We start from the raw sequence: 4201 nt of genomic DNA, 5'->3' as shown, positions 1-4201 counted from the left end.
TGAGTTCGGATGGAAATGATAATGTTCAGTTGTGCGATGTTTAACATTAAATATATAACATGATTAGATAATGTTTTAAAAATAAAGTATTAGTCCGTCAAAACTTCATTAAGCTAACGGGCAGGATAGTTGAAAATCGACGTTGAAATGTTTTCAACGATCGATTCCAGATTGTGAAGGAACACCTACATAAACACTCCTTTTAAAAGAGTGCTTGAAAAACATTTTAAATGGCATTACCCTTTCTAAAAAAGGAGAATTAAATTATGAAAATAACTATTGAAGAAATACCTGAATCAAGGATTGCATATTTCCGTAGCGTTGGAGAGTATGGTGAAAAGCAAAACAAGGAATTAATGGAGAACTTTAAAAAGTGGGCACAGTTAAATGGTCTTTTTGATAATTCTACAATTTTAGGTGTACCACAGGATAACCCTCAAGTTACTCTTAAAGAGGAGTGTCGTTATGATGTTTGTGTTGTTATAGATAAAGACTTTAATGTGGCGAAACCAGCTCAAGTTGGTAAGTTTCCTGGTGGTAAATACGCTGTTTTCATGCTTGACCATACAAAAGAGGCAGTCAGTGAATTTTGGGGTAGTGTTTTTTCTGAGATAGAAAAAAACAATCTATCAATAAGGAAAGAGCCGATTGTAGAAAGATACACCTCAAAAATGATTGATAACCATTTGTGCGAAATATTGGTTCCTATAACGTAATAGAATTTCCTCAACAATCGTCACGTCAGTTGCAAAAGGACAAGATCTCTCGGGGGAATCGTTAAGATAAACGGAGTGAGCTTTAGTGTTTGCTCTTCAATTTGATGATTAACTGCTGGATTGAAACTTTAAACTAACGAGAAACGATAACTCATGACAAGAAGGCAGTCGACCTTCCGACAATATTTGTGTTTAAACTAGATAAAAATATAATTGCTCGAGGAGAGAGATACCGTTTTGCTAGAAACTCATAAGATTTCAGACAAAAGACATACAAATAAAATAGCGTTAGGCTCATTGTTAATAGGAATTATATCCATTATCGGGATAGTTCTTGTAGGATATGGAGCAATTCTTAGTGTAGCAGGTATATTACTTGGAGTCCTCAGTTTAAAAGAAACCAAACAAATGAGACAGAGAGAAATAATAATTATAGTTGTAGGCTTTATTTTGAACAGTTTGGGGATTGTAAGTATATTCTTTTAATGATTATCCTAAATAGTTCTTGTGTCGATTGCCGACAGGAACCTGTATTAGTTATCTAAGTATGTATTCGCATTAAGCTAACGGGAAACATTAGTTGAACGACAACAGCGGCAACTAAGACATTATTTATCAAGTCTTGGTTCGCCGCTGTTTATTAATTGAAAAGCTGTTCAGAGATACAAATCAGAGCACCTTCTGAGTTTTTATTTCTTCCTCCAACAAGTAATCCTCAAACTTTCCGAATCTTTTAGCGTTAGTAATTGAAAGTCCAAACGCTTCGATTAGAATTTGCGGCCCATAACTTGCTGCAAAAGTATAAAAACAATTCATCCTTAAGCTTCTTGGAGTGTGCTCTGTTAATGATTTAACTAATCGAGTAATAAAACCAGGACTTACGGGCTTGTCTTCATATAAACCCCTTACTCCAATGTTTCTTATAATTAAATATGTTCTTAGTTCTTCAGATTTTATATTTGATCTTTCATCAAGATACTTTCGTAATGCCTGGTATTCCTCTTTTGACAAAAAAACTGGAGGACGGGCTGATACATTTAACTTTTTTGAATCGAGATCTACATCTATAAGTTTGATTTTTGATATTTGGCTGGGTGATAATCCATGATAAAAACATAAACTGCTTAGTAAGGCCTCTAGAGTCTTTGATACCAAGCTTTCTTCGATAATCCTCGCTATTCTCTGAAGTTCCTCAAAGGACAATGCCTGTGTACTTGGAGGAAGCTCACGGATGGGGGTATCTATTAAAGGGGTGTGAGTAATAATGCTTTTCTTCCTAGCTAAGTTAAACAATACCAATAGGTTTTTAATGGCTAGCTGTCGTACCGAAAGACTTAATGATAATAAGTAGTCTTGAACATGTCTTTCCTGTAGCATATCCCAAGAAGTTACCTCATTAGTATTAAGTTGAATCCAATTTATCAGACGGTTAAAACTTTGAATATCAGAGAGTATGGAATTTAATTTTAAAGGTTTTAAAGCACCCATTTTAATCTGTTTCTCTCGTAAAGATAACATTTCTTCAAAATATAACTGTATCAATCTTCTAAAAGAGTTTGGAATTCTGTGGATTAATTTTGTGATCTTTTCTAACCCGGAATTCCCTTTTGAAAAAGACGAGAGTATTTTTTCTTCTACAAGAAAAGGAAATAAGCTAGCCTTTACTATAACAATATCTTTTGCTATTTCCGGCGCACTATTAAGCCATTCCAAAGTAATATCGCCGGGAATAAGAAAATGTTTTTCAGCTAAAGTTAGCACCCTAATTACACTTAATATATTGCGTCGTTTCGTGATCGGACTTAGTTTTCGAATTTCAAGAAATATATTGTAACGCAACAATAATTTTATTGACCATTGCTTACTCAATACCCCTGATAACTTTTCAGGAGAAAGGAGTCGCTTTATTTGGTTAGATTGGCGACAAGAAATGCATTTTTTTCGTGATTCTATGATTTCATTTTTAGTTAGTATCCTTTTGCAGTCTTCACATGATTTGCTCATATAGGAACCTCATATTAAATTGGTGGTAACCGATCATTGGCCACTTTTGAAATTACAATGTCGGAGGCCTTTACTTCTCTGCCACTTGCATATGTAGCTTTGTGTCTCCATAGATCACTTGGAGTACAAGCTAATGCTGTACATAAAGCATCCATTGTTTCGGCTTTTACTTGTTTTGGGGCGTTAGCGAGTAATAAACTAATAGAAGGAGCTGTCAAACTATAGCCAGCTTTTTCATTCATCAGTCGTATTAATTCTGCTCCGGTCCATATCCCTCTTTCAGCCATAACCTGTCTTAAACGCCATTCTAGAGCCATTAGGTGTCCCCTCCATCTTCCAACAGCATTTTTTTCCACTTTTCTTGCGCCATGGTAATTCTCTTTTCCAGATAATTTGAACCTGGGTTTGAATAAGTGAGAGTTGTTGTTATATCAACGTGACCTAATAATGTTTTAAGTGTTAATAAATCGACACCTGCCTCAGTCAAACGAGTTGCAAATGAATGACGCAATTGATGTGGACTGAATAATTCGTGATCTTTAAAACCTAATTCTTCTTGTCTTCTTCGTAAATTACTTCTAATTGTATTCTTTTGTATACGCTGCCCGGATTCATTCATAAATAATGGTCCCTCATCATTATCACTAAATTTAGGGCGAATTTTAGTGATATACCATTTAAGAAGTTTATCAAGTCCATCTAACATAGGTATCCATCTGCGTTTATATCCTGAGCCTTTAGCACCTTTACCATAACGAATATATAATTTTCCACTTTCACCCAGATCAAATCGGCAATCTGATACGTCCAACATGGTTGCTTCAAATAATCTCATTCCAGACAATTCAATTGCTCGGAAAAAAGTATAGTCTCTCGCAACAGTATAATATTTCCGTGCATGTTTAATTTTTTGCTTCATTCCGTCCCAAAATCTTTCGAGAACTTCAGAATTAGGAGGATATACTTTCCCCTCTATATCTCCCTGAAGATGTATGTGACGGTTAAAGCGATCCAATACAATAGGCACTGAAACTCTATATCTCTGCCATATTTCTTGCCCATACCGTGATCGAATAAAATCTAAAAAGGATGATAGGCTTGACTGATATTTACGTCTAGTGGAATAAGCTAATCCCTTTCCCACAAGCCTTTCATAGAACTTATCTACATCTAAAACTGTTATTTCCCATATAAAATGGTCGCTTTCTTTTAGAAAGTCTAATACTTTAGATAAATTCAATGCAATTGTAGCATCAGTGTAGCCAACAATTTTTTGCTGTCGTTCCCAAGAAGCCAGTAGTTTTTCTTGAAAATCAATGGAGTCTTCGTATGTACTAATGCTAGGCTCTAAATTATTTATAAGGGTTAGTGTACTCTTCATATTATGATATCAATTCCTTAGATGATATTTAAAATATTTAGACAGCATCTAATATATCACATTTATTTTAGGAGATAAACATTATATATTCCCGGTGGCT

5 protein-coding genes are annotated in these 4201 nt (G+C 34.7%); 2 read left to right on the top strand and 3 right to left on the bottom strand.

All coding sequences use genetic code 11. The features are described 5' to 3' along the window. Positions 1-266: 266 nt before the first annotated feature. Positions 267-716, top strand: coding sequence for an AraC family transcriptional regulator (locus AB3N00_RS30820; RefSeq protein ID WP_413037827.1), 450 nt, complete (start codon positions 267-269; stop codon positions 714-716). Between the two features lie 237 nt (positions 717-953). Then, a complete protein-coding gene (locus AB3N00_RS30815) occupies positions 954-1202 on the top strand; it encodes a hypothetical protein (protein WP_413037826.1) in 249 nt (82 codons plus the stop codon). A 183-nt stretch (positions 1203-1385) separates the two neighbouring features. On the opposite strand, the gene AB3N00_RS30810 is transcribed toward AB3N00_RS30815, so the two are convergent. The 3 genes from AB3N00_RS30810 to AB3N00_RS30800 are packed head-to-tail and all read right to left on the bottom strand — an operon-like array spanning position 1386 to position 4101. After that, positions 1386-2720, bottom strand: coding sequence for a hypothetical protein (locus AB3N00_RS30810; protein ID WP_413037825.1), 1335 nt, complete (start codon positions 2718-2720; stop codon positions 1386-1388). Positions 2721-2734: 14 nt separating this feature from the next. Then, positions 2735-3037 carry a helix-turn-helix domain-containing protein gene (locus tag AB3N00_RS30805; protein WP_413037824.1) on the bottom strand — a complete coding sequence of 101 codons (303 nt, stop codon included), beginning with the start codon at positions 3035-3037 and terminating at the stop codon, positions 2735-2737. Further along, positions 3037-4101 carry a tyrosine-type recombinase/integrase gene (locus AB3N00_RS30800; protein WP_413037823.1) on the bottom strand — a complete coding sequence of 355 codons (1065 nt, stop codon included), beginning with the start codon at positions 4099-4101 and terminating at the stop codon, positions 3037-3039. Before AB3N00_RS30800 ends, AB3N00_RS30805 begins: the two co-directional genes overlap by 1 nt. Positions 4102-4201 lie beyond the last annotated feature (100 nt).

This window comes from Paenibacillus xylanilyticus (assembly GCF_047246825.1).
Lineage (GTDB): Bacteria > Bacillota > Bacilli > Paenibacillales > Paenibacillaceae > Paenibacillus > Paenibacillus xylanilyticus_B.
Note: the sequence above shows the minus strand (reverse complement) of the source record. Positions and strands in the feature narration are given on the sequence as shown.